This is a genomic window from Burkholderiales bacterium, from assembly GCA_013695435.1.
GTDB lineage: Bacteria > Pseudomonadota > Gammaproteobacteria > Burkholderiales > JACMKV01 > JACMKV01.
Genome location: JACDAM010000036.1, coordinates 1 through 22,812 on the forward strand (window position 1 = coordinate 1; position 22,812 = coordinate 22,812).

The window sequence follows — 22,812 nt, forward strand, 5'->3', positions numbered from 1 at the left end:
AAGAACGACACGAAGCGCTAATCGCGTAAGCCGCGTCGACCAGCAAGAATTCCTTGCCTCGTTTGCAACCGTGTATGGAACGCGCGACGGTCAGCTTCCAGCGGGAAAGGCGTTTTTCTACAGCCTCGAACGTCTGACATGAGCGGCTGGCCGAAGGCCAGTCCGCTCGATGGAAGGGTTAGCCGCCACCCGCTACCTCACGGCTCTTCCGTCAACGATTCGGCGCGAGAATAGATCCATCACCGTAGCCAGGTAGCGCCACTGTTTTCCTAGACGCAGGTACGTGAGGTCGCCTACCCAGATCTGGTCAACGCTCGTCGGCACGGGTTCATCGAGCCGCAGCTTGCCGGTCTTCAGGAAGAACTGGTGAACGCGGCTCGTGTTGCGGTAGAGCCCGCTGACACGTGCCCGCAACGCGCACGGCCGGACGGCGCGCATCAGCTGGGCCCGGCTGCTCAAGCGGGTCTTAGCTGCGACATAACTTGAGTACAAGTTAGTCTTCGCTTAAGCTTCGCTTTCGAGATCGACCTTGAGCACTGCCCGAACTGCGGCGGCGAGCTGAAGATCATCGCGGCCATTCTCGAAGCACCGGTGATCGAGCGCATCCTCACGCACCTGGGACTGCAGGCCCGGGGGTTGGGCGGCTCGCAATTGTTCTAGGCATAGGTCGCGACCGCATCGGCCCGACGCCGGACGGAGGCGACTTAAGAGCGAAAGGCGAGCATGGTTCTGTGTATTGTGCAAACCGAGCCTGCCGTACAGTGGCGGCGTCACTCTCCAACTATGCGCATCCTTATCACCGGCGCCACCGGACTCGTCGGCCAGGGCGTGCTTCGCGAATGCCTGCTCGATTCCCGTGTGAAAGAGGTGGTGTCACTGGGACGCCACGCCACCAGTCATTCGAGTGAGAAGTTGAATGAGTTGGTTCATGCCGACTTCTCCGACCTGAGTGCAGTCGAAGACCTCCTGCATCCGTTTCATGCCTGCCTGTACTGTGCCGGCGCCCCGCCCATCGGCACGCCCGAGGACGAATACCGCCACGTGACTCTCGACCTGACCACATCGGTGGCGCAGACGCTAGCGCGCCTCAATCCGGACCTGAGGTTCGTCTACATCTCCGGCGCGCACGCCGATCCTGACAGCCGCTTCATGCCGCTGCGGGTGAAAGGCGAAACCGAACGCGCACTCGCCGCGCTGCCGATCCTCACGGTGATGCTGCGGCCTGGCGGCATCCAGCCGGTTCACGGCGTGCGCTCCCCGCACCGTACGCTGGCGGCGGCCTATGCACTCGGCGGCCCTTTCATGGGCATCGGCGTCCGACTGCTGCCCAACTTGCTGACCACCACCGAGCGTGTCGGCCGGGCGATGTTGGCGCTTCTCGCACAGGACAACCCACCGGCCGTGGTGGAGAACGCCGAGATCAATCGCTTGGGCGCGTGACCTACCGTGCGTGCGGTGATCCGCGGCCACTGCAACCGCAACGCAGCACGAGGCGTGCAATGGGCCGATCCGGACGGTGGGCTGCTGCCGGTTCAATGGACACCGACCTACTAAGCTTCTTGAGCTTTCTCGAACTCTATCGGGCTGACGTAGCCGAGCGTAGAACGCCGGCGTGTCGGGTTGTAGAACCGCTCGATGTAGTCGAAGACGTCGGCCCGGGCCTGCTCGCGTGAGCGGTAGACCTTGCGCGCCGTGCGCTCAGTCGTAAGCGTCCAGGCGCGGCATCTAGATCCCCATGCCCCTGTCGTGAAGGATCGTGTCCATCAAGACAATAGGTGGACACGATGGCAGACGAGAGAACCGCTTCGCGGCGAAGGTACAGCGCGCAGCTGAAGGCGCAAGTGCTCGAGCAATGCGCGGCGCCCGGGGCGTCGGTGGCCAAGGTGGCGATGTCGCACGGGGTGAATGCCAACGTCGTGCACCGCTGGCGGCGGCTTGCGCTTGAAGGTGCTGGTGTGCCACGCCGGTGAGCGTAAGGGAGTTCGTTGCGGTGTCGGTGTCTGCGCCGGCGCGGCAGGACTGCGCAGACATCCGAATCGAGCTGCGCCGTGGCGCCACGACGATGACGATCACCTGGCCGACGGCGGCAAGTGACTGCGCGGTGTGGATGCGAGAGCTGCTTCGATGATCCGCATCGATTCGTTGTGGCTCGCGGTCGAGCCCATCGACCTGCGCGCCGGCGCGGACCGCCTGCTCGCGCGCGTGGTGCAGGTCTTCGGTGCTGCGCGCTCGCACAACGGCTACATCTTCGCCAACGCGCGCGCCAGCCGCATCAAGCTCTTGGTGCACGACGGCTTCGGTGTGTGGTGCGCAGCACGCCGGCTCAATGCCGGCAGCTTCGTGTGGCCGCGCGATGCCGCCGCCGATACGGCGTCCGTGACGCTCACCAAGGAGCAATTCGACGCTCTGATACTCGGACTTCCCTGGCAGCGGCTGGAGCAAATGCAATAATTACTCGAATGTAATTGTCGCCCGAATGGATTGCACAAATGCAATTGGAATATTCACTGAGAATAGATTGAATTGGGGTATTGCACAATGACTGCATGCGCGATGTGCATGCGATAAAGCCCCAGGACCAAGGCTCTGAGCCCAGCCGAACTGGCCGAGATGGCGACGCAAATGCTGGCCCACATCGGTGAGCAAAGCAAACACATCGATCGCCAAGCGCAGGCCATCAAGTGGCGCGACGCCAAGATCGAGAGCATCACGTTCCAACTCGCGCGGCTGAAGGCCTGGAAGTTCGGTGCCAAGACCGAACGCATGAACGCCGAGCAGCGCGAGATCTTCGAAGAGACACTGGCCGCCGACCAGGCCAGCCTGGAAGCCCAACTCGCCGCCTTGCAGCAGACCCCCGCCGCAGGCCGCAGTGCACCAGACAAGGAGCCACGCCGCCAACCCAAGCGCGAAGCACTGCCGGCACACCTGCCGCGCGTGGACCAGCGCGTCGAGCCCGAGGACACCCACTGCCCGACACCGGAGTGCCGTCAACCCATGGTGCGCGTGGGCGAGGACGTGAGCGAGCGGCTCGATATCGTGCCGGCGCAGTTCTTCGTGCAGCGCCAGATTCGCGGCAAATGGGCCTGCCGGTGCTGCCAGCTCTTGGTGCAAGAGCCGGCCGCCCGCAGGTCTTCGACAACGCGCTGCCAACCCCGGGGCTGCAGGCCCACACCGTCATCAGCCGCTTCGTCGACCACCTGCCGTACTACAGGCAGGAACAGATCAACGCCCGCTCGGGGGTGCACACGCCGCGCTCGACGCTGGCGGCCTGGGGCGGGCAGACCGGCGCGCAGCTGATGCCGCTGTACGAGGCGCACCGGGCCTTCGTGCTCGGCTGCCGGTTTGCTGCACGCCGACGAGACGCCGATCTCGCTGCTCGACCCGGGTCGGGGTAAGACCAAGAAGGCATACATGTGGGTCTACGCGCGCGGGGCCTTCGATCCCGATCCCGGCGTGGCTTATGACTTCTGCGCCGGGCGCGGGGGCCAATACCCGTTTGACTTCCTCGCGGGCTGGTCGGGCACGTTGGTGGCCGACGCCTACTCGGGCTATGACGCCGCACTGGCCGTGCAGGGGCGACTCAGCGCAGGGTGCATGGCGCACGCCAGACGCTACTTCCACGAGTTGGTCCAGGCCAACGCGAGCGAGGTCGCCGCCCAAGCCATCCAGCGCATCGCGTGGCTGTACCGAATCGAGGCCGACGCCAGGGAGCTAGACGCCGACAAGCGGCTGCAAATGCGCAAGGAGCGCTCCGCGCCGCTGTGCGAGGAGTTGCACCTGTGGCTGCGGCTGGAGCGCACGCGCGTGCCCGAGGGCAGCACCACCGCCAAGGCCATCGACTACAGCTTGAACCACTGGGCGGCGCTGACGCAATTCCTGCTCGACGGCGATGTGCCCATCGACAATAACCACGCCGAGAACCAGATTCGGCCCTGCGCTCTCGGAAGAAAAAACTGGTTGTTCGTGGGCAGCGAACTGGCCGGCCAGCGAGCCGCGGTGGTGATGAGTCTGGTGCAGTCGGCCAAGCTCAACGGGCATGACCCTTGGGCTTACCTCAGAACGTGCTCACACGCATGCCCACGCAGTTGAACAGCCGAATCGAGGAGTTGCTGCCCCATGGTGGCAGCCTGACGGCTGACGTCCACCAGGTCGAGCCGCCGCGCAGCGTCGACAACGTGCCCGAGTGCCGGCTCATGCAGGCCAGCATGGCGCCGGCCCTGAGCCAGCGGGCGAGTCGGGCTACAAACCCGATGTAGACCCTCTGCACCACGTTCGTCATGCACGGGATGGTCGGGCGCCATTGCGCTCAGCTCAAGATGCCGCGGCCAGACGCTTACGCTCAGTCTTCAGGCTTCTGAAGAAGCTTCTCCATGGCCGAGTTGTCCCAGACTTCGCCAGCACGGCTCATGCTGCAGGTGATGCCTTGTGCCGCCAGCAGTTGCTGGAAGTTTTCGCTCGTGTACTGATTGCCTTGGTCGGAGTGATGCAATAGCGTCACCGGCCTGCCACGTCGCCACACGGCCATCATCAACGCGTCGGCCACGAGCTGCGAAGTCATATTGGCTGCATCGACCAGCCTACTGCTCGGCGCGAGTACAGGTCCAGCACCCGTGCCGCCTGGGGACAGAAGATGGCGCTTGAAAACCTATGCCCCCAGCTCGAAGCGGTCCAGATTCATCACCTTGGTCCACGCCGCCACGAAGTCCTGCACGAACTTCGCCTGGGCATCGGCGCCGGCATAGACCTCGGCCACCGCACGCAGTTGCGCGTTCGAGCCCAACACCAGGTCCACACGCGTGCCGGTCCACTTCACGCCGCCGCTCTTGCGGTCCCGCGCTTCGAACTCGGCCGCATCGCGGCCCGTGGCCTTCCATTCCGACTTCATGTCGAGCAGGTTGACGAAGAAGTCGTTGCTGAGCTGACCCGGCCGGTCGGTGAAGACACCGTGTCGCGCACCGCCGGCATTCGCACCCAGCACGCGCAGCCCACCGATCAGCCCGGTCATCTCGGGCGCGGTCAAGGTCAGCAGCTGGGCCTTGTCGATAAGCAGCGCCTCGGCCGGCACGCTGTAGCGGCCCTTCAGGTAGTTGCGGAAGCCATCGGCGACCGGCTCCAGCGGCGCGAACGAGGCGACATCGGTCTGCGCCTGCGAAGCGTCCATGCGGCCCGGCGTGAACGGCACGCTGACGGTCTGGCCGGCGTCCTTGGCGGCCTTTTCGACCGCGGCATTGCCTGCCAGCACGATCAGGTCGGCCAGCGACACCTTCTTGCCGCCGGCTTTGTTGAACTCGGCCTGTATGCCTTCGAGCTTGCCCAGCACCTGCGCCAGCTGCTCGGGCTCGTTCACGGCCCAGTCCTTCTGCGGCGCCAGACGGATGCGCGCGCCGTTGGCGCCGCCCCGTTTGTCGGAGCCGCGGAAGGTCGAAGCCGAGGCCCACGCGGTGGACACCAGCTGCGCGACCGTGCAGCCCGACGCCAGCACCTTCTGCTTCAGCGCGGCCACGTCGCTGGCGTCGACCAGCGCATGGTCCACCTTCGGAATCGGGTCCTGCCAGATCAGCTCTTCGGCCGGCACGTCGGCGCCCAGGTAGCGCGCGCGTGGGCCCATGTCGCGGTGCGTCAGCTTGAACCAGGCGCGGGCAAAGGCATCGGCGAACTGGTCGGGGTGGTCCATGAAGCGGCGCGAGATCTTCTCGTAGGCCGGGTCCAGACGCAGCGACAGGTCGGTCGTCAGCATCGTCGGCGCCAGCTTCTTGCCGGCGTCGTGTGCGTGCGGAATTGTGCCGGCGCCGGCGCCGCCCTTGGCCACCCACTGCTGCGCGCCGGCCGGGCTCCTGGTCAGTTCCCATTCGAGGCCGAACAGGTGCTTGAAGTAGTCGTTGCTCCACTTCGTCGGCGTGGTCGTCCAGGTGACTTCCAGGCCGCTGGTGATGGTGTCGCCGCCATGGCCCTTGCCGAAGCTGTTGCGCCAGCCGAAGCCCTGCTCTTCCAGCGCGCAGGCCTCGGGCTCCTTGGCCACGTGCTCGGCGGGTGCGGCGCCGTGGGTCTTGCCGAAGGCGTGGCCGCCGGCGATCAGGGCCACGGTCTCCTCGTCGTCCATCGCCATGCGCGCGAAGGTTTCGCGGATGTCGTGCGCCGCGGCCACCGGGTCGGGCTTGCCGTCGGGGCCTTCGGGGTTGACGTAGATGAGGCCCATCTGCACGGCGGCCAGCGGGTTTTCCAGGTCGCGCGTGTGCGGCACCTGGCTGTCGTCGTCCTTCACCAGCACGCCATGGCTTTCTTCGACACCCGGCGAGCCTTGCGAATAGCGCATGTCGCCGCCGAGCCACTTGTCCTCGCGGCCCCAGTAGACGTCGAGGTCGGGCTCCCACACGTCGGCCCGGCCGCCGGCAAAACCGAAGGTCTTGAAGCCCATGCTGTCCAGCGCAACGTTGCCGGCCAGGATCATCAGGTCGGCCCAGGAGAGCTTATTGCCGTACTTCTGCTTGACGGGCCACAGCAGCCGGCGCGCCTTGTCCAGGCTGACGTTGTCGGGCCAGCTGTTCAGCGGCGCAAAGCGCTGCTGGCCGCGGCCGGCGCCGCCGCGGCCGTCACCGATGCGATAAGTACCAGCGCTGTGCCAGGCCATGCGCACGAACAGCGGGCCGTAGTGGCCGAAGTCGGCCGGCCACCAGTCCTGCGAATCCGTCATCAGTGCATGCAGGTCCTTCTTCACGGCCGCCAGGTCCAGGCTCTGGAATGCCTTGCGGTAGTCGAAGTCGGCGCCCATCGGGTCGGACTTGGCCGAGTGCTGGTGCAGCAGGTCCACACGCAGCGTGCCGGGCCACCAGTCGCGATTGCTGGTGCCGCCGCCGGCGGTCTGGTGGAAGGGGCACTTGGGTTCACTGTTCATGGGCTCTATCTCCGTCAGGTGGCTTGGGCGTTCGCTGCGCGGTGTGGCGCGCAGCCTCGAAGTCGAATCAGTCTACGGCTATCGCCATCGCAATGGTCAATGAAACTTTGTCCAGCAAATGGTGGTCCTGCATCAGTACCGGGCCGCGCGGTCCGGCGGTGATCGAATTCTGATTATCCGGGACCGGCGCGCCGGTCGCCGTCGTCAAAATTTTGTTCGTCAAGATGGGACTCCTTGCAACAAGGGATAAAAGCTCGATTAGAGGATGAGAGGCTTTAGACTTGTTCTAAGCCAGTTGCCAATGTAAGACACAGGCGAGCTGATGTCAACGCACGACGCTTCCTGCCGAATTACCCCGCAGCCTGCCCGAGTCGGCTCGAAGCCTCGTGTATGATTCCATCTTGCAACTGCGTTAGGGAATGTCATGGCAGTTCAGGAAGGCAGCACGCCGCAGCCTGCCGAAATCAAGCTGCACCAGAAATCGCGCGTTCTTGAAGTCGGGTTCACGGATGGCCGGATTTTCAGGTTGCCCTGCGAGTTCCTGCGCGTTTATTCGCCGTCCGCCGAAGTGCGCGGTCATGGTCACGGACAGGAAGTGCTGCAGGTCGGGAAAAAGGATGTCGAGATTACCGCCGTCGATCCGGTTGGCGTCTATGCGGTACGCCTTATTTTTTCGGACGGCCACGAAACCGGCATCTATTCCTGGAACCTGCTGTACGAGTACGGCGTGCACCAGGACGAGATGTGGCAGGAATACCTGGATCGCATGCAGGCAGCAGGCGCCAGCCGCGAGCCCGGCGCGGGGCCGTTCGAAGCGCGGCCCAAGTCGAAATAGCGGGAAGCTTGTCTAAACTCGTGCGCCGCCAATCTGCAAGTATCTCAACACCTCTCGCTGGGAGCGGTATCCAGAAATCCTGGATTCCCGCGTTCGCGGGACGACGAATAAATACATGCTTGTCACGTGACTGATACGACGCATTTCGGTTTCCAGACCGTCGCGGAAAGCGAAAAAACTGCAAAAGTAGCGGGCGTGTTCGATTCGGTTGCGCCGCGTTACGACCTGATGAACGATCTGATGTCAGCGGGCATGCACCGGCTGTGGAAACGGTTTGCCGTCGATATCGCTGCCGTCAAACCAGGCGAGCGCGTGCTCGATCTTGCCGGCGGCAGCGGCGACTTGAGTTCGCGATTCGCGCGCAAGATCGGCGCGCGCGGCGAGCTCTGGCTGACCGATATCAACAACGCCATGCTCACGCGCGGACGTGGCCGCCTGCTCGATGAAGGCCTCGTTGTCCCGGTTGCCCAGTGCGATGCCGAACGGCTGCCGTTTGCGGCGAACCGATTCGATTGCGTCAGCATCGCTTTCGGTTTGCGCAACCTGACCCGCAAGGAACAGGGTCTGCGCGAAATGCTGCGCGTGCTGCGCCCCGGCGGTCGCGTCATTGTGCTGGAATTCTCGAAAATCTGGCAGCCGCTGCAACCCCTGTATGACACCTATTCATTTCAGGTTTTGCCGCGGCTCGGCAAGCTGGTCGCGCAGGATGCCGACAGCTATCGCTATCTGGCCGAATCGATACGCATGCATCCGGCGCAGGAAGATTTGAAGCAGTTGATGGAAAGCGCCGGTTTCGAGCGTGTCGACTATTTCAACCTGAGCGCTGGTGTCGTCGCGGTGCACAAGGGATACAAGTTTTAGCGCTCGAATCGCTTCCATGAAAGACACTTCATCAGAGATTTCCAACCCCATTTTTGCTTCCGCATCACACCAGATAGCGCTCGATCCGGGCAAAGTTGTCCTGATCAATCCGTATGAACTCGGCCGTCAGCCTTTCGGCCTCGCCGAGCCGGCAGCCTGGCTCAAGCACGCCGGGTTCGATGTGAGCTGCATCGATCTGTCGCTGCAAAAACTCGATGCCTGTCTGCCGGCCGACGCTGCTCTGGTCGCGCTCTATGTCGGCATGCATACCGCGACGCGCATCGCGGTCGAGGCGATTCCGCGTATCCGGCAAATCGCTCCCCGCGCGCATCTCTGCGTGTATGGCTTGTATGCGCCGATGAACGCAATGCTGCTGGCAAACCTCGGCGTACAAACCATACTCGGCGGTGAATTCGAGCCCGCATTGCTCGCGCTGGCGCAAAAGCTTGCGGCCGGCGAATCGGCGCAGCAGAGCGAGCCGTCCGTCAGTTTGGACAAGATCGCGTTCCGGCTTCCCGACCGCAGCGGATTGCCGGCGCTGCACCGCTACGCGCACCTCCTTTACCCTGATGAAGCGGGCGTCGGCAGCAAGCGTATCGTTGGCTTTGCCGAAGCCAGCCGCGGCTGCAAGCACTTGTGCCGGCATTGCCCGGTCGTACCGGTCTACGAAGGCAAATTCCGCATCGTTCCGCTCGACATCGTGCTCGGCGACATTCGCCAGCAGGTCGCGTGCGGCGCGGAGCATATTTCGTTCGGCGACCCGGATTTTTTCAACGGGCCGACGCACGCGATGAAACTCGTCCGCGCATTGCACGACGAATTTCCGCAACTCAGTTACGACGCCACGATCAAGATCCAGCATCTGCTTCAGCACGCCGATCTGATGCCGGAACTGAAGCGCACGGGCTGCCTGTTCGTGACCTCGGCGGTCGAGTCGGTCGATGACGACGTGCTGCGCCTGCTCGACAAGAATCACAGCAGTGCTGACTTCGATCGCGCCGTCGGATTGATGCGGGAAGCGAAAATCGCTCTCGCGCCGACTTTCGTCGCGTTCACGCCGTGGACCACGCTGCCGGGTTATATCGCGCTGCTGCAGCGTCTGCTCGATTTGCGGCTAGTCGAGTCCGTGCCGCCGATCCAGCTTGCGATCCGCCTCCTGATTCCCGCAGGGTCTTATCTGCTCAGGCTGCCTGGCTTCGCGGACCGCATCGGCGACTTCGACGCCGCGATGCTGGGCTACCCGTGGCGGCACAGCGATGCGCGAGTCGACGATCTGCAGGCTGCGGTGCAGACGCTGGTCGCCCGGACTGCCGATTTGCCCAGGCGAGAAACCTTCGTCCGCGTCTGGCGGCTCGCGCAAGCCGCGCTCGGGCTTGCTGCGCCGGCCATCGGCGAGCACTGCTTAGGACATCCGATTCCGCATTTGTCAGAGCCCTGGTATTGCTGCGCCGAACCGACCTCGCAGCAGTTGCAAAGCTTCTGACGGCTGACGCGCGCCGTGGGAAACGCGGCTGCCGCCGCGCGCGCGTGCAACCTTGATGGTTATCCCGTCTCTAAATCCTGTGAACCACTTGACTGTAAACCCGCGCGCCATTTGCGGGTGGCTTTCGGCCATAGCTCTGGCCGCTTGCGCCAGTACGACCCCGCACGGCGAACTGGTGCCAGCCCCGGCGCCAGATCCGAACGCCGTCTGGAGTTACCAGGTGATCAACGCCTACAACGGCCTCGAGGCCGGGCAATTGCGCAGCACGGAAGGATGGGGCTTATTGGGCGATACGCTCATCAATCGCGTCGAGTATGCGTACCCGGAGCCGGCTTATTCGTTTCCGCTGCAGGCCGGGCGAAACTGGACTATGAATACCACCGTGACAGCGGATAAGAGAACCTTTCCGGCGACTGTTCGCGGCCAGGCGCTGGGCTGGGAGCGCATCAAGGTGCCGGCCGGGGAATTCGATACGCTGAAAATCCGCCGCCAGGTTTACCTGGAGGATGACGAGTGGTGGCGCAGCGGTACCGAGGTCTACGAGATCGAATGGTATGCGCCGGAACTGCGGCAGATCGTGCGCCGCGAGACGCGTTCGGAATATCGCGACGTTGCGCGCGGCCGCGATCCGTTCGGCGGCAACGTCATCAAGGGTGATTGGAACATTGTCGAGTTGATGTCTTACCGGACTGGCAAGGTGGGCGGCAACGTAGCGCCATCCGGATCGACGCCGTGACCAAAACGGTAATTCGCGCCAGCCGCGGACAACCTTCTCCGCGCTGGCGCGCTTTGAACTACAGGCTCGGACTACGAACTCGGACTACGACCCGGCCAGCACCTTAACCTCCGGAATCGGCACCACGAACTGGCCGCCCCATTCGCGGATATAGGCCATTTGCCGCATGACTTCGTCTTTCAGATTCCACGGCAGAATTAATAAATAATCGGGTTTGGTCTGGCGGATTTCATCCGGGCTCAAAATCGGGATACGCGTGCCGGGCGTGTAGCGACCCTGCTTGTACGGGCTGCGATCGACCGTGTATTGGACGAAATCCTCGCGGATGCCGCAGTAATTCAGCAAGGTATTGCCCTTGCCCGGCGCGCCGTAACCGACGATGGTTTTGCCTTCGTTTTTGGCCTTGATCATGAAGTCGAGCAGCTTGCGTTTGGTCTGCCTGACCTGCTCGCCGAACGAAGCATAGCTTTCCATCTTGTCGACGCCTTTGGCGAGTTCGCGCGCGGTCAATTCCTTCGCGCGCTCGGTAACCCGCCGGCTGTCTTCGGCGTGGCGGCCGAATATGCGCAGCGATCCGCCGTGCGTCGGCAGCTCTTCGACGTCGAACAGCGTGAGCCCCTGTTTGGCGAAAACTTTCTGTACGGTGTAGAACGAGAAATACGAAAAGTGCTCGTGGTAAATCGTGTCGAACTGGTTTTCTTCCATCAGCCGCATCAGATGCGGGAATTCCATCGTAATCGTGCCGCCCGGCTTCAGCAGGACCTTCATGCCGCCGACAAAATCGTTCAGTTTGGGAACGTGGGCGAGCACGTTGTTGCCGAGCAAGAGATCGGCCGGGCCGTGTTCCTGCAGAATCTGCTTCGCGATTTCCGTGCCGAAAAAACGTACTGTGGTCGGAATGCCTTTCTCGACTGCGACTTTGGCGACATTGGCAGCCGGCTCGATGCCGAGCACCGGAATTTTTTTTGCGACGAAATGCTGCAGCAGGTAGCCATCGTTGCTGGCAATTTCCATGACCTTGCTGCCGGCGCCGAGCTTGAACCGTTCCGCCGCCATATCCGCATAGCGCTTGGCGTGCTGCACCCAGCTATCCGAATACGAAGAAAAATACGCGTAATCGCTGAAGATCGCGTCCGGCGATACGAATTCGCCGAGTTGCACCAGAAAGCATTTTTCGCAGACATACGCGTGCAGCGGATAGAACGGTTCCATATGATTCAACTGATGCGGCTCGACCTGCGTATTGCACAGAGGCGACATGCCAAGATCGACCAGGGAGTGGCGCAGTTCGGCGTCGCAAAAGCGGCACGCTGGCGCGGTATTTTCTACGGTCATGCTGTGTCCTTATAGAGAGGGCGCAGAGCGCGCCTGGGCGATGATAGTGGCGAAAACTTTGTAAAATCCACCGACAAATCAGCGAGCGGGAGTTTAGCACGGTGTTCCCGGCCGGTCCCTCGACAAGCCGCTCAAAGCGATGCTGCGACCGACAAACGGTAACGCCGCCCGATCGACGAAACCGTGACGAAAGCGCGCTCGCTATAATCGTCTGTGTGGTTCCCCATTCCTGATCTTTGCCTCATGCGCCGCGTCCTGCTGCTACTGCCGACAACTTCGTATCGCAACGCTGCTTTTCTCGCGGCGGGCAAGGCGCTCGATGTCGAAATCGTCGCTTGCGCCGATTACTGCCATCGGCTGGCGCCGTCCTGGGGATTGCCCGCCACCCTGGCGGTGCCGTTCGACCGGCCGCAGAACGCAGCCGCAACCGTGCTGAGGATACTGGCGGGCGCGGACGGCTTCGCACGACGCAAACTCGATGCTGTTCTAGCAGTCGACGACGCCGGGCTCGAACTCGGGTCGCTGCTGAATCAGCATCTCGGCCTTCCGGGCAACCAGCTCGAAGCGGTGCGGCGGCTGCGCGACAAGCTTCATTTCCGCGAACTGCTGCGCGCGCATGCCTTCAACTGCCCGCCGTTCGTTCATTTGCCGGATGGCGAAACCGCGCGTCCGCCGACGCTACCATTCCCATTGGTAGTGAAGCCGCGCCGCCTTTCGGCCAGCCGCGGCGTGATCCGCGCGGATAATGACGACGAGTTCACGCGCGCAATCGAGCGGGCGCGGGAGATTCAGCGCCTCGGCGACCGCGACGCGGCTGATCTCGGCCTGATCGTCGAAGCTTTCATCCCGGGCCGCGAATATGCGCTGGAAGGATTGCTGACCCAGGGCCGGCTCCGCGTGCTCGCGCAGTTCGACAAGCCCGACGCGCTCGACGGCCCGTTCTTCGAAGAAACGCTGTATGTGACGCCATCGCGCCTGTCTTCCGCCTTGCAACATCAGATCGCGGACGAGGTCCAGCGCGCCTGCCGCATCGCCGATATTACGACCGGGCCGATCCACGCCGAGATGCGCGTCAACCGCGACGGCATCTGGCTGCTCGAAATCGCCGCGCGCTCGATCGGCGGCCTGTGCAGCGATGTGCTGCGGCATGCGCTCGGCATGAGTCTGGAAGAACTGATCCTGCGTCACGCGCTGGACTTGCCTCTATCGCAGGCCCGGCCAGGCGGGGCAAGCGGCGTCATGATGCTGCCGATCGCGAAGCGCGGCATTTTTCGCGGTGCGAGAAATGTCGAAACGGCATTGAACATATCGGGCATCAGCGCAATCCAAATCACTGCGCAGATAAATCAATTGCTGGTTCCATTGCCGGAAGGGGCAAGCTACCTCGGATTCATTTTCGCCCACGCGGCAACGGCCGATGCGGTCGAAGCCGCACTACGCAGCGCCCACAAAGCGCTGGCCTTTGACTTCGATACGGCAGTGCCGGTGTTAGAATCGGTTCCTGTCAACAACTGCTCCTGTCAGGAGAATGGAAAATGAAAAAATTCATGATGCTGCTGTTCGTAGGGCTGGTGAGCTTGCCTCTTATCGCGATCGATGCCGAAGCGCGGCGCATGGGCGGCGGCAGAAACATCGGCAAACAGCGCGAAGCGATCGGCCAGCAAGCCGCGCCGCGCGCACCGGCGCAAGCTCCGACCGCTGCCGCTGCGCCGGCGGCAGGTAGCCGCTGGCTCGGGCCGCTCGCCGGGCTCGCTGCCGGCGGTTTGCTGGCGGCCTTGTTTTTCGGCGGCGCGTTCGATGGCATACGCTTCCTCGATATCGCCATGATCATGCTATTGATCGGCGCTGCCGTTTTCGTGGTGCGCATGCTGCGGCAAAAGAGCGCGGCCAACAATAACGACGCCACGCGCTTCTCCGGCATGAAGCCGGCGCCGATTTCGGGCACGCGCGATTCAGCGGGCTCGGGTCCGGGCTCCTATGCGCCGCCACGCGAGCCGTACACAGGTTCGTCCGCGCGCGATCCGCGTCCGGTCAGTGAAAGCGCAGTAACCGAATCGGTCTCCTACCCGCCCGGCTTCGAGCCGGCGCCGTTCCTGCGCAGCGCGAAAACCAGCTTCATCCGCCTGCAGGCAGCGAATGACGCGCGCGATCTCAACGATATCCGCGACTACACGACGCCGGAAATGTACGCCGAACTGGCGATGGAAATGCAGGAACGCGGCGATGTCGCGCAGAAGACCGAAGTCATTCAACTCGACGCCAACATGCTGGATGTCGTCACCGAAGGCGAACTTGCGATCGCCAGCGTGCGCTTTTCCGGGCTGATCCGCGAAACCGAAAACGGGCCGACCGAGCCGTTCGATGAAGTCTGGCACGTGCAGAAATCGCTGCGCGATCGGAAATCGGTCTGGCTGATCGCCGGTATCCAGCAGATGCCTGAAGCTGGAACTACGGGCGAGCCGCGCGCCTGATGTTGTGGAGTTGTCGTTTGATGCAATGAAGCTGTCGTCGAGCGCCGCTGCGGCGGCGATCAATCATCTGCTGCGCCACGCGTCGTGGGCGGCCCCGCGGTTGGCGCCACACGCCGGCAAGACCGCGGTGTTCAAGGCGCCTCCGGTAACCATTGCGCTGACCGTACAGGACGGCGGTAGCGTCGCAGCGGCCGCGGCCGAAACCGTCGCCGATACGACATTTACGCTGTCCGCCGGGCTTGCCGCGCGCATCGCCGCCGGCGATGCCTCGGCATGGGACGAAGTCAGCGCGACCGGCGACGGCGAATTCGCGCGCGATGTCGGTTTCCTTGCCAAAAATCTGCGCTGGGACGCCGAAGAGGATTTGAGCCGGGTCGTCGGCGATATTGCCGCCCATCGTATCGTCGGCGTCGCGGAAAGCCTCAATCGTTGGCGTAAACAGGTGACGGCGAGCGTATCGGCATCGGTCGCGGAATACTGGACCGAGGAGCGGCAACTGGTTGCAACATCGGCGCGCGTCGGGCAATTCGTGCGCGATGTCGATACTTTGCGCGATGACGTTGCGCGCTTTGAGAAGCGCGTCGAAAGAGCGTTGCCGCCCCGATAGAATTACGAGATTCCTGCTTGCGCGGGAACGGGCTCGAACCCGGCTCACGAAATCCTGCCGGTATTTTTCAGCCCCCTGATTTCCCTTCGTTCCTGGCCAGGAGCCGCGTTCCCCGTTTCTTCGCCTCCGTGATGTCGAACGGTTAGAATCTTGCATGCGTCTGATCCGCTTCCTGAAGATTCTCACCGTTTCCTACCGTTTCGGACTCGAAGAGTTCTTCCTCGGCCATGAGCGCGTGCGCGCGCTCGGCGTACTGATCAAGTCGACGCTGTTCTGGCGCAAGCTCGAACAGCCGCGCGCCGTGCGCCTGCGTCTGGCGCTCGAAGCGCTGGGCCCGATCTTCGTCAAATTCGGCCAGGTGCTGTCGACGCGGCGCGATCTGTTGCCCGCGGATATCGCCGACGAACTGGCCAAACTACAGGATCAGGTGCCGCCTTTTTCGCCGCTTTTGGCGACACGGATTCTCGAGCGCGTGTATGGTCAGCCGCTGAAGCTGGTGTTCCGCGAGTTCGTCATGCAGCCGGTCGCCAGCGCGTCGGTCGCGCAGGTGCATTTCGCGACTCTGCACGACGGCACGCCGGTCGCGGTGAAAATCCTGCGTCCCGGCATCGCCGGCATCATCGACAAGGATCTCGCACTGCTCGACATCGGCGCCGGCTTGATTGAAACGCTGTGGCGCGACGGCAAGCGCCTGCGGCCGCGCGAAGTCGTCAGCGAGTTCTCCAAACATTTGCACAACGAGCTCGATCTGATGCGGGAGGCCGCCAATGCGAGCCAGTTGCGGCGCAATTTCGAGCATTCGCCGCTGCTCCTGGTACCCGAAGTTTACTGGGATTATTGCGCGACCGAAGTCATGGCCATGCAGCGCATGCACGGCACGCCGGTCAGCCATATCGCCAGCCTGCGCGAGCGCGGCGTCGATTTCAAAAAGCTGGGGCGGGCCGGTGTCGAGATCTTTTTCACCCAGGTTTTCCGCGACGGTTTTTTTCACGCCGACATGCACCCCGGCAATATTTTCATCGATGCAGAAGAACGCTATATCGCGCTCGATTTCGGCATCATGGGCACGTTGACCGACGGCGACAAAAGCTATCTCGCGCAAAATTTTCTGGCATTTTTCAAGCGCGATTACAAGCGCGTGGCGCAGGCGCACATCGATGCCGGCTGGGCGCCGGCCGATACCCGCGTCGACGAATTCGAATCGGCCATCCGCGCGGTTTGCGAGCCGGTGTTCGATCGGCCGCTGAAAGAAATCTCGTTTGGCAAAGTGCTGTTGCGACTGTTCCAGATTTCGCGCCGCTTCAACATCGTCATTCAACCGCAACTCGTGTTGCTGCAAAAAACGTTACTCAACATCGAAGGTCTCGGCCGCGAACTCGATCCCGATCTCGATCTATGGGACACCGCGCAACCGCACCTCGAGCGCTGGATGTCAGAGCAACTCGGCTGGCGCGCCCTGCTGCGCCATATCCGCGAGGAAGCGCCGCAATGGGGCGCGATGCTGCCGCAACTGCCGCGGCTTATGCACTACCAACTCTCCGAAGATCACATCCATGGCGTCGAACAGGAAATCGAGCGCATCGCCCGCCAGCAGCAGCGCATGAACTGGATGCTCGCGTTACTCGTGGCGTTGCTGGCCGGGCTTTTCATCTGGCAATTGTGAGCCTTGGCAGGGAACCTGACGCTCCAGGGCATCGCTAAATCCTACGGCGGCGCGGGCGCGCGCCTGGTGCTGCGCGATGTGAATTTAAGCGTCGCGGGCGGCGAATACATCGCTATTGCCGGCGAATCGGGTTCGGGAAAATCGACGCTGCTAAACCTGATCGCAGGGCTCGATACAGCCGATGCCGGCGTCATCGAACTCGACGGCATTCCGTTTTCTACCCTCGACGACGATGCCATGACGCGGCTGCGCCGCGAACGCATGGGCTTCGTGTTTCAGGCGTTTCATCTGATGCCGCACCTGACGGTCGCGCAGAATATCGGCCTGCCGCTGGCGCTGCTCGGTGTGCCGCGCGCGGAATCCGCGGAGCGCGTGGTGGCGATCGCCGACAGCGTCGGCCTCGCCCCGCGCCTGCGAAGCTTTCCGCGCGAACTATCGGGCGGCGAAATGCAGCGCGTCGCCATCGCCCGCGCGCTCATACACGCGCCCCGACTTGTGCTTGCGGATGAGCCGACCGGCAATCTCGACAGCGCCAACGCGCACCAGGTGCTTGGCCTGCTCGGTCAACATGTCCGCGCTGCCCATGCCATCGGCATTGTGGTCACGCATTCGCAGTCGGCCGCCGCGATGACCGATAAAGTGTATCGGCTGAATGAACTCGGCGCATTGACCCTGGACGCAAGGGGTGGAGCGAGCAGCGAAGGGTGAAAGCGTGGGAAAATGGTGGTTGTCATTTCCCGCGCACGAGGGAATCCAGGCTTTTTTCAACACAGTGGCGGGTAGCCAGTCCTCATTCTCGCTTGCGCGGGAATGACGATTTAACCTTTGCTTGCCGACATGCACCCTCACGCCCCGCCCCGCTTTCCGCTCGCCCGCGCTGTCTTTCTGGCGAGTTGGCGCCAGACGCGCGGCCGCACGGTTTTGTGCATCGTCGGCATCGCTTTGGGCGTTGCGCTCGGCGTCGCCATCGACATCATCAATCGCGCGGCGCTCGCTGAATTCACGCGCGCCAATCGCGCGCTCGGCGGTTCGGCCGATATCGAAATACGCACGCCGCGTGGCGCGAGCCCTCCCGGAGGCGGCTTCAGCGAAGCGCTCTATCCGCAAATCGCGCGCATGCCGCAGGTCGTGACCGCCAGTCCGGTTATCGACGCATATGCCAGGGTCGCGGGGCAAACCGCGGAGGACGATCCCAGCGTGCGCATACTGGGTATCGATCCGTTTCGCGCCGCCCGTTTGCAGCCGGCGCTGGCGCTCGGACTTGTCGCCGCCGATGGCGGCAATGGCGACGGCGGCGGCAACGATACGCTTTCGCTGCTGCAAACCGACGCCATCGTTTTGCATCCTGCAGCGGCTCGCGCCTTCGCCCTTGCGACCGGCGACACGCTGACTCTGCAAGTCGGGTCCGCAACCATCGCGCTCGATGTCATCGGCATATCGGCGTTCGCGCCCGACGGCGGCGGCGTCATGGATATTGCCGGCGCGCAATGGCGGCTGCAGCGTCTCGGCCGGCTCGATCGCATCGACGTGCAGTTGCAGGACGGCGTCGATGCCGATGATTTCCTCGCGGCGGTCAGCCCAATGCTGCCTGCCGGCGTGCACGCGGCAACGGCCCGGCAGAGCGACGAACGCGCGGCGTCGGCGTCGCGCGCCTATCGGGTCAATCTGAACATGCTCGCGCTGATCGCGTTGTTCACCGGCGGCTTCGTGATATTTTCGACGCAGGCGCTGGCAGTCGTCCGCCGCCGCACGCAATTCGCTGTTCTCCGCGCACTCGGGCTCGAGCGCGGCAAGCTCGTGCGCCTGCTGCTCGTGGAGGGTGCGCTGATCGGTGGACTGGGCGCCGTGTGCGGAGTTGCGCTGGGCTTCGCGGCAGCACATTTCGGTTTGCAGATTTTTGGCGACGCCATCGTCGAAACGGCGGGCGGCTTCGCGCGCGGTGCGGAGCCGCAGGCGCGCATCGCCCCTTTGGCCGCCGCGGGCTTTGCCGCGCTCGGCATCGCGGTCGCGGTCTTCGGCAGCCTGGTCGCAGCACTCGACGCCGGCTCAGTGCGACCGGCTGTCGCGTTGCACGCGGGCGCGGAACAAACCATGCCGAGGCGAGCCGGCGCGGCACCTGGTCTGGCGCTGCTGGCCGCGGGCGTGCTCGCCGCCCTGATGCCGGCGGTGCAAGGCTTGCCGTGGTTCGGTTACGCCGCGATTGCGCTGATTCTTTTCGGCGCCATTGCGTTGCTGCCGCAGATCGCTGTACGCCTGTTCGACATTGTACCGATACCGAGCCGGGTCGAACCGCAACTCGCGCTCGCGCGCCTGCGCAACGCGTCCGGCGATGCTGTCGTCAGTCTGGCTACGCTCCTGATCAGCTTCAGCCTGATAGCAGCGATGGCGATCATGGTCGCTTCGTTTCGGGGATCGCTCGGCGAATGGCTGGCTCAAGCGCTGCCCGCCGATCTCTATCTGCACGCCGGCCGCGGCGCCGACACCGTGTGGTTTGACTTTGCGCAGCAGCAGCGGATCAGCGCGTTGCCCGGCGTTGCCGGCGCCGATTTTCTGACTGTGCGCAATCTCGCGCTCGACCCGACGCAGCCAACCGTCGCCCTGATCGCGCGCGACATCGAGCCGGCCAATGCCGGCAGCGTCATCCCGCTGCGCAGTCCCGCCCTGACACCACCCAAAGGCGCTACGCCAGTATGGATTTCCGAAGCCGTCGCCGATCTTTACGGCCACGCTCCCGGCGATTTCATCGAACTGCCGATCGCCGGGCGGACGCAGCGTTTTTTCGTCGCCGGTGTGTGGCGCGACTATGCGCGGCAACACGGCGCGATCGTCGTGGCGCGCGATGTTTATTCACGGCTGACGGGCGATACGCGCGCCAATCAGGCTGCGTTGTGGCTTGCGCCGGGCAGCGCCGCCGAAGCTGTGACGACGGGCCTCGCCGAAGTCCTCGGCGGCGCATCCTTCGAAATCCGCACGACCGCCGAATTGCGCGCGCGCAGCCTGGCGCTGTTCGACCGCACATTCACCATCACCTATGTGCTGGAAGCCATCGCCATCGCGATCGGACTATTCGGCGTCGCCAACGGCTTCAGCGCCGCCATGCTCGCGCGCCGCCGCGAGTTCGGCGTGCTGCGCCACCTCGGCATGCTGCGCCGGCAAATCATCGCCATGCTCGGCATCGAAAGCGCGCTGCTGGCGGCCCTGGGCGCGATCGCCGGCATCGCGCTCGGATTCGTCATCAGCCTGATCCTGATTCACGTTGTCAATCGGCAATCGTTTCACTGGAGCATGGAATTGCACCTGCCCTGGTTAGCGCTGACGGCTTTGGCAGCCGCGCTGATTGCGGCTGCGACGCTCACCGCGGTTATAACCGCGCGACGCGCCATGAGCAGCGACGTCATCAACGCCGTGCGCGAGGATTGGTAATGGGGCTGCTAATGGGACTGCTTATGGGACCAAGATCGCGCATCGCGCTGCTGTGCTTTCTGGCCGCGCCTTTTTGTCTTGCCCTCGCCGCCGACCCCGCGCCGGTCGTTGCCGGCGTTCCGTTCCGCTTTCCTGACGACGAAGGCAGCCATCCCGAATTCCGTACCGAGTGGTGGTATGTGACCGGCTGGCTGCAAACAGGCGACGCCGACGCCGAACCGCTCGGCTTCCAGATCACGTTTTTTCGCACCCGGCCGCAGGTCGCGGAAGACAATCCTGGCGCGTTCGCCCCGCGCCAATTGCTGTTCGCGCACGCCGCAATCAGCGATCCGAAACGCGGCCGGCTGCAGCACGGCGAGCGCAGCGCGCGCAGCGGTTTCGGGCTTGCCGAAGCAAAGCAGGGGCACACCGAAGTGTGGATCGACGACTGGTCGCTGCGGCAAAGCGGTGAGGTACACACGGCGCAAATCGCGGCGCAGGAATTTACCTTATCACTGACATTCAAGCCGACTCAGCCGCCGCTGGTGCAGGGTGAACAGGGCGTGAGCCGCAAAGGCCCGGATGCCGCCCAAGCCAGCTATTACTACAGCCTGCCGCAATTGCAGGCCACGGGCTCGCTTGTGCGCGACGGCAAAACCGCCAGCGTGCGCGGCGCCGCCTGGCTCGATCACGAATGGTCGAGCACGCTGCTCGCCGAGAACGCCGTCGGCTGGGATTGGACCGCGATCAATCTGAACGATGGCGGCGCGCTGATGGCGTTTCGGATTCGCGACGCGAACGGCGCGAGCCTGTGGGCCGGCGGTTCGTATCGCAGTCCTCCTGTTGACGAGGGCCGGGGTGCGGAAACCCGCATTTTTCGCCGCGATGAAATCAGCTTCACCCCGCTGCGAGTTTGGCGCTCGCCGCGCACCGCTACCGAATACCCGATACGCATGCGCGTCCAGGCGGGCGATCTCGACTTGACCTTGGCGCCGCTGTTCGACGACCAGGAATTCGACGCGCGCGCCAGCACAGGAACGATCTATTGGGAAGGCGCCGTGCGCGCAATGCAGAACGGCCGACCGATCGGCCGCGGCTATCTCGAACTGACGGGTTACTGGCGGAAGCTGACAATGTAAACCGTTAAATGGCCCGCGATGCCAAGGTCCCGGTGGTCGCGCGGGTCATGCAGCCGCCGGCGGCGCGACGCCACACCAAGTCTGAGGTGAAGCAACTGGACGGCGGGCAAGCGTCCCTGTCCGATCACACCGCGATAACCCTACTCCGGAGCGGTGTAGCGCGCTTCTATCTTTTCCCTAATGCGGGCGCGGCTGGCTTTGGCGTCGAGCTTTTCATCCTGCTCGATTCGCGCAACCTCCTTCGACAGATCGCCGTCTTTCAATGCCTGCGCCAGCCAGCGCGAATAATCGCCGCGCTGGAGGTGATAAAGCCAGGTATCGTCGTCGAGACCATCGGCGATCTGCAAAAAGATTTGCAGATTTTGCGCGCGCAAATTGAGCTTCTGCTCGGGCCCGGTGAAATAAAAGCTGATTTCGGGTTCGAGCTCGCCTTCCATATATTTGCGGTGATGGCGGCGGCGCTCGGCTTTCGGCGGCGTGCTGCGAAACCAGATCGGCGCCTGGCTTTTGCCAGTGCGTTTCTTTCTGGCTTTTCCATCTGCCGTTGTTGCCGCTGTCGCCTTCGCCAATTTCCCCCCCGCGGCGCCCCGGCGCCACAACACGCCATCGCCGGGCTCGAGTTCGAACGACTGCATTTTCGGAAGCGAAACACCGACCGCCTTGGCAAAAGTCGCCAGCGTTTTCTCCGGCTTCTGGCCGATTGCGATGGCGACATCGACGAGCTTCAGGGCCATCGGCGAAACGTGATCGGGATGCACGGTCAGAAACATCAAACCGCCAACGTTATCGAGCAGTCCCGGCGTATTGCGCTCGGCCGGAAACAGATAATGCGCTTCGTCGATAAGCAACCAGTGCGGCCGGCCGACACGGTTGCGCATTTCCTGCAGGCGCGCGAACAAGCCTTCGAAAAACGCCGGGCGGTGTTCGAGTGCCACGCCAAGCATGTTCACGACAACGTCATTTTCGGGATTTTCGAGCACATCGAGCACAGCCTCCGGGCTCGGCGCGCGCCTAGCATCACCGAGCACCACGACATCGTCGAGCTCGTTGTAATCGCCCTCGGGATCGATGATGCAGAATTGATAACCGGCTTCGGCCAGGCGTTCGAGAAATCCGGTCGCAAGAGTCGATTTGCCGCCGCCCGAAGTTCCCGCGACCAGAATGTTTTCGCCGTACGGCGCGGCGGTGACCATTTCATCGTCCCTGCCTTTGCCCCATTCGATATCGGGACGGCGCAAGCTGATTTCACGCAAATCGCTTGCGACGAGTTTTTCCGCCAGCTCGCTGACGCCCTCGCCGCGCGCCGCAGCGGTCACGAAATCGGCGTACTCCTTGGTAATGTCGAGCGCGTTAGCGACGGCGACCGAACATTCGCACAAGCTCAGAAA

At 63.4% G+C, this 22,812-nt stretch carries 20 protein-coding genes and 3 pseudogenes; 16 read left to right on the top strand and 7 right to left on the bottom strand.

Annotated features, from left to right (window positions below; all coding sequences use genetic code 11):
* Nucleotides 1–192: 192 nt before the first annotated feature.
* On the bottom strand, nucleotides 193–492 hold the full coding sequence (locus tag H0V78_01865) for a hypothetical protein (protein ID MBA2350562.1): 300 nt from the start codon (nucleotides 490–492) through the stop codon (nucleotides 193–195).
* A 291-nt stretch (nucleotides 493–783) separates the two neighbouring features.
* Here H0V78_01865 and H0V78_01870 point away from each other — a divergent pair, with 291 nt between their 5' ends.
* Complete coding sequence (locus H0V78_01870) at nucleotides 784–1,440, top strand: NAD-dependent epimerase/dehydratase family protein (protein ID MBA2350563.1); 657 nt, start codon at nucleotides 784–786, stop codon at nucleotides 1,438–1,440.
* A 110-nt stretch (nucleotides 1,441–1,550) separates the two neighbouring features.
* Here H0V78_01870 and H0V78_01875 read toward each other — a convergent pair.
* Nucleotides 1,551–1,709: pseudogene (locus tag H0V78_01875) on the bottom strand (IS3 family transposase).
* A 75-nt stretch (nucleotides 1,710–1,784) separates the two neighbouring features.
* On the opposite strand from H0V78_01875, the gene H0V78_01880 reads away from it, so the two are divergent.
* The 4 genes and pseudogenes from H0V78_01880 to H0V78_01895 all read left to right on the top strand — a co-directional run bounded on the left by H0V78_01880 (nucleotide 1,785) and on the right by H0V78_01895 (nucleotide 4,118).
* The gene (locus H0V78_01880) at nucleotides 1,785–1,970 is read left to right on the top strand and encodes a transposase (protein MBA2350564.1); all 186 of its coding nucleotides are present in this window, start codon (nucleotides 1,785–1,787) and stop codon (nucleotides 1,968–1,970) included.
* Nucleotides 1,906–2,094, top strand: a complete 189-nt coding sequence (locus H0V78_01885) for a hypothetical protein (protein ID MBA2350565.1) — start codon at nucleotides 1,906–1,908, stop codon at nucleotides 2,092–2,094. Before H0V78_01880 ends, H0V78_01885 begins: the two co-directional genes overlap by 65 nt.
* Nucleotides 2,095–2,124: 30 nt before the next feature.
* Entirely contained in the window at nucleotides 2,125–2,451 is a 327-nt protein-coding gene (tnpB, locus tag H0V78_01890; GenBank protein MBA2350566.1) for an IS66 family insertion sequence element accessory protein TnpB, read from the top strand.
* A 159-nt stretch (nucleotides 2,452–2,610) separates the two neighbouring features.
* Nucleotides 2,611–4,118 (top strand): annotated as a pseudogene (locus H0V78_01895) (IS66 family transposase).
* A gap of 220 nt (nucleotides 4,119–4,338) precedes the next feature.
* On the opposite strand, the pseudogene H0V78_01900 reads toward H0V78_01895, so the two are convergent.
* From H0V78_01900 to H0V78_01910, 3 genes and pseudogenes are all read right to left on the bottom strand, one after another.
* Nucleotides 4,339–4,608, bottom strand: a pseudogene (locus H0V78_01900) (DDE-type integrase/transposase/recombinase).
* Nucleotides 4,609–4,645: 37 nt separating this feature from the next.
* Nucleotides 4,646–6,892, bottom strand: a complete 2,247-nt coding sequence (katG, locus tag H0V78_01905) for a catalase/peroxidase HPI (GenBank protein ID MBA2350567.1) — start codon at nucleotides 6,890–6,892, stop codon at nucleotides 4,646–4,648.
* A 67-nt stretch (nucleotides 6,893–6,959) separates the two neighbouring features.
* Nucleotides 6,960–7,118, bottom strand: a complete 159-nt coding sequence (locus H0V78_01910; protein ID MBA2350568.1) for a catalase — start codon at nucleotides 7,116–7,118, stop codon at nucleotides 6,960–6,962.
* 198 nt (nucleotides 7,119–7,316) lie between these two features.
* On the opposite strand from H0V78_01910, the gene H0V78_01915 reads away from it, so the two are divergent.
* The 4 genes from H0V78_01915 to H0V78_01930 all read left to right on the top strand — a co-directional run bounded on the left by H0V78_01915 (nucleotide 7,317) and on the right by H0V78_01930 (nucleotide 10,807).
* Nucleotides 7,317–7,727: a DUF971 domain-containing protein gene (locus H0V78_01915; protein ID MBA2350569.1), complete on the top strand. Its 411-nt coding sequence runs from the start codon at nucleotides 7,317–7,319 to the stop codon at nucleotides 7,725–7,727.
* A gap of 126 nt (nucleotides 7,728–7,853) precedes the next feature.
* The gene (gene ubiE, locus H0V78_01920; protein ID MBA2350570.1) at nucleotides 7,854–8,588 is read left to right on the top strand and encodes a bifunctional demethylmenaquinone methyltransferase/2-methoxy-6-polyprenyl-1,4-benzoquinol methylase UbiE; all 735 of its coding nucleotides are present in this window, start codon (nucleotides 7,854–7,856) and stop codon (nucleotides 8,586–8,588) included.
* 16 nt (nucleotides 8,589–8,604) lie between these two features.
* Complete coding sequence (locus tag H0V78_01925) at nucleotides 8,605–10,071, top strand: radical SAM protein (protein MBA2350571.1); 1,467 nt, start codon at nucleotides 8,605–8,607, stop codon at nucleotides 10,069–10,071.
* Between the two features lie 79 nt (nucleotides 10,072–10,150).
* On the top strand, nucleotides 10,151–10,807 hold the full coding sequence (locus H0V78_01930; GenBank protein MBA2350572.1) for a hypothetical protein: 657 nt from the start codon (nucleotides 10,151–10,153) through the stop codon (nucleotides 10,805–10,807).
* Nucleotides 10,808–10,891: 84 nt separating this feature from the next.
* Here H0V78_01930 and H0V78_01935 read toward each other — a convergent pair whose 3' ends face one another.
* Nucleotides 10,892–12,142, bottom strand: coding sequence for a methyltransferase domain-containing protein (locus tag H0V78_01935; protein ID MBA2350573.1), 1,251 nt, complete (start codon nucleotides 12,140–12,142; stop codon nucleotides 10,892–10,894).
* Nucleotides 12,143–12,385: 243 nt separating this feature from the next.
* Here H0V78_01935 and H0V78_01940 point away from each other — a divergent pair, with 243 nt between their 5' ends.
* The 7 genes from H0V78_01940 (at nucleotide 12,386) to H0V78_01970 (ending at nucleotide 21,424) form a co-directional block, all read left to right on the top strand.
* On the top strand, nucleotides 12,386–13,681 hold the full coding sequence (locus H0V78_01940; GenBank protein MBA2350574.1) for an ATP-grasp domain-containing protein: 1,296 nt from the start codon (nucleotides 12,386–12,388) through the stop codon (nucleotides 13,679–13,681).
* Entirely contained in the window at nucleotides 13,678–14,613 is a 936-nt protein-coding gene (locus H0V78_01945; protein MBA2350575.1) for a Tim44 domain-containing protein, read from the top strand. The genes H0V78_01940 and H0V78_01945 overlap by 4 nt, the downstream gene beginning before the upstream one ends.
* A 25-nt stretch (nucleotides 14,614–14,638) precedes the next feature.
* Complete coding sequence (locus H0V78_01950; protein MBA2350576.1) at nucleotides 14,639–15,220, top strand: SCP2 sterol-binding domain-containing protein; 582 nt, start codon at nucleotides 14,639–14,641, stop codon at nucleotides 15,218–15,220.
* A 154-nt stretch (nucleotides 15,221–15,374) separates the two neighbouring features.
* The gene (ubiB, locus tag H0V78_01955) at nucleotides 15,375–16,883 is read left to right on the top strand and encodes a ubiquinone biosynthesis regulatory protein kinase UbiB (GenBank protein ID MBA2350577.1); all 1,509 of its coding nucleotides are present in this window, start codon (nucleotides 15,375–15,377) and stop codon (nucleotides 16,881–16,883) included.
* Between the two features lie 15 nt (nucleotides 16,884–16,898).
* A complete protein-coding gene (locus H0V78_01960; GenBank protein MBA2350578.1) occupies nucleotides 16,899–17,591 on the top strand; it encodes an ABC transporter ATP-binding protein in 693 nt (230 codons plus the stop codon).
* Between the two features lie 129 nt (nucleotides 17,592–17,720).
* Nucleotides 17,721–20,306: an FtsX-like permease family protein gene (locus H0V78_01965; GenBank protein ID MBA2350579.1), complete on the top strand. Its 2,586-nt coding sequence runs from the start codon at nucleotides 17,721–17,723 to the stop codon at nucleotides 20,304–20,306.
* Nucleotides 20,306–21,424, top strand: a complete 1,119-nt coding sequence (locus H0V78_01970; protein ID MBA2350580.1) for a carotenoid 1,2-hydratase — start codon at nucleotides 20,306–20,308, stop codon at nucleotides 21,422–21,424. The genes H0V78_01965 and H0V78_01970 overlap by 1 nt, the downstream gene beginning before the upstream one ends.
* Nucleotides 21,425–21,564: 140 nt before the next feature.
* Here H0V78_01970 and H0V78_01975 read toward each other — a convergent pair.
* A partial coding sequence (locus H0V78_01975; protein ID MBA2350581.1) for a DUF87 domain-containing protein occupies nucleotides 21,565–22,812 on the bottom strand: 1,248 nt, incomplete at its 5' end.

Excerpts from the sequence above, each read along its gene's own strand:
- H0V78_01870 (MBA2350563.1), top strand. The coding sequence starts at position 784 with ATGCGCATCCTTATCACCGGCGCCACCGGACTCGTCGGCCAGGGCGTG.
- H0V78_01880 (MBA2350564.1), top strand. The coding sequence starts at position 1,785 with ATGGCAGACGAGAGAACCGCTTCGCGGCGAAGGTACAGCGCGCAGCTG.
- H0V78_01885 (MBA2350565.1), top strand. The coding sequence starts at position 1,906 with ATGCCAACGTCGTGCACCGCTGGCGGCGGCTTGCGCTTGAAGGTGCTG.
- tnpB (MBA2350566.1), top strand. The coding sequence starts at position 2,125 with ATGATCCGCATCGATTCGTTGTGGCTCGCGGTCGAGCCCATCGACCTG.
- katG (MBA2350567.1), bottom strand. The coding sequence starts at position 6,892 with ATGAACAGTGAACCCAAGTGCCCCTTCCACCAGACCGCCGGCGGCGGC.
- H0V78_01915 (MBA2350569.1), top strand. The coding sequence starts at position 7,317 with ATGGCAGTTCAGGAAGGCAGCACGCCGCAGCCTGCCGAAATCAAGCTG.
- H0V78_01925 (MBA2350571.1), top strand. The coding sequence starts at position 8,605 with ATGAAAGACACTTCATCAGAGATTTCCAACCCCATTTTTGCTTCCGCA.
- H0V78_01935 (MBA2350573.1), bottom strand. The coding sequence starts at position 12,142 with ATGACCGTAGAAAATACCGCGCCAGCGTGCCGCTTTTGCGACGCCGAA.
- H0V78_01940 (MBA2350574.1), top strand. The coding sequence starts at position 12,386 with ATGCGCCGCGTCCTGCTGCTACTGCCGACAACTTCGTATCGCAACGCT.
- H0V78_01945 (MBA2350575.1), top strand. The coding sequence starts at position 13,678 with ATGAAAAAATTCATGATGCTGCTGTTCGTAGGGCTGGTGAGCTTGCCT.
- H0V78_01950 (MBA2350576.1), top strand. The coding sequence starts at position 14,639 with ATGAAGCTGTCGTCGAGCGCCGCTGCGGCGGCGATCAATCATCTGCTG.
- ubiB (MBA2350577.1), top strand. The coding sequence starts at position 15,375 with ATGCGTCTGATCCGCTTCCTGAAGATTCTCACCGTTTCCTACCGTTTC.
- H0V78_01965 (MBA2350579.1), top strand. The coding sequence starts at position 17,721 with ATGCACCCTCACGCCCCGCCCCGCTTTCCGCTCGCCCGCGCTGTCTTT.
- H0V78_01970 (MBA2350580.1), top strand. The coding sequence starts at position 20,306 with ATGGGGCTGCTAATGGGACTGCTTATGGGACCAAGATCGCGCATCGCG.